The sequence below is a fragment of the Erwinia sp. MYb416 genome (genome assembly GCF_037479575.1).
Classification (GTDB): domain Bacteria; phylum Pseudomonadota; class Gammaproteobacteria; order Enterobacterales; family Enterobacteriaceae; genus Erwinia; species Erwinia rhapontici.
Genome location: NZ_JBBGYT010000346.1, coordinates 1 through 853, shown reverse-complemented (window position 1 = coordinate 853; position 853 = coordinate 1). Strand labels below are relative to the sequence as shown.

Here is an 853-nt window from a genome sequence, read left to right as displayed (position 1 = left end):
GGTAATAGGTGTTACTGTAGTGTCGGCCCAAAGGAACATTGGCGTTAACCGATAGCAGCTTGTTCGATTTGTTCATCCCCTTACTGTGCGAAAAATTCACCGACAGCATGACTTTTTTAATGTTAGCGCCCCAACTCAGCGTATTGTACCGGGTTGATGCAATCCCCTGGTTAAAGCTGCTTTCAGCGTGACTGATTGAGAAAGTCCCCATCCTAGGGGTCACCCAGTTAGCTGACAAGGTGTACTGGGTATTTTCTCTTTGAAAATAATTCGCTTCCGACAGACTGGCCTGACTGATAGCGGCAAACGCAGGTGTATTTTTACTGACGCTGGCACTGACCGAAAGCGCTTCGAAAAGGCGGTAATCTGCCGAGAACAACAACCGCGCACTGCGTGCTCCGTGATAACGGTCATTTGCTGCCGCGATCTGTGCGGCGAGCTGTAACCCCTGCGAGACCCTGTGACCCAGCGATAGCGCTACGGACTGGTATCTATCCGATAACAGCAGGCCCGTTTGCGCCAGTAAACGGCTAAACGGCTTCCAGTTGCGGTTCATGGTCAAAATAGCTGGCGCGCCGTCACCATTTCCCCGAACAGAACGAAGCCTGCCCGCGGCCAGAGAAATACCCTGCCCCCCTGAGGGGTTAACGTTAATCACTCGGTTCGCAGGTACGGTAAAATGCTGCTGCTGGCCGTTAGTTTCCAACACACTAACGTCCAGATCGCTGTTAAGGTTTTTCAGCGGGATGCGATTTAAACGGAAAGGCCCGGCGGGCACCAGCGTGTTGTAGATCAACATGCCGTATTGACGCACTTCCACTCGCGCCTGAGGCGTGCTGGCAATGCCCTCAAC

General features: G+C 53.0%; 1 protein-coding gene. It reads right to left on the bottom strand.

Going from position 1 to position 853, the window contains the following annotated elements; translation table 11 throughout:
• Positions 1-853, bottom strand: an 853-nt coding sequence (locus tag WH277_RS04095; RefSeq protein ID WP_339504500.1) for a fimbria/pilus outer membrane usher protein, incomplete at both ends; no start/stop codon positions are given.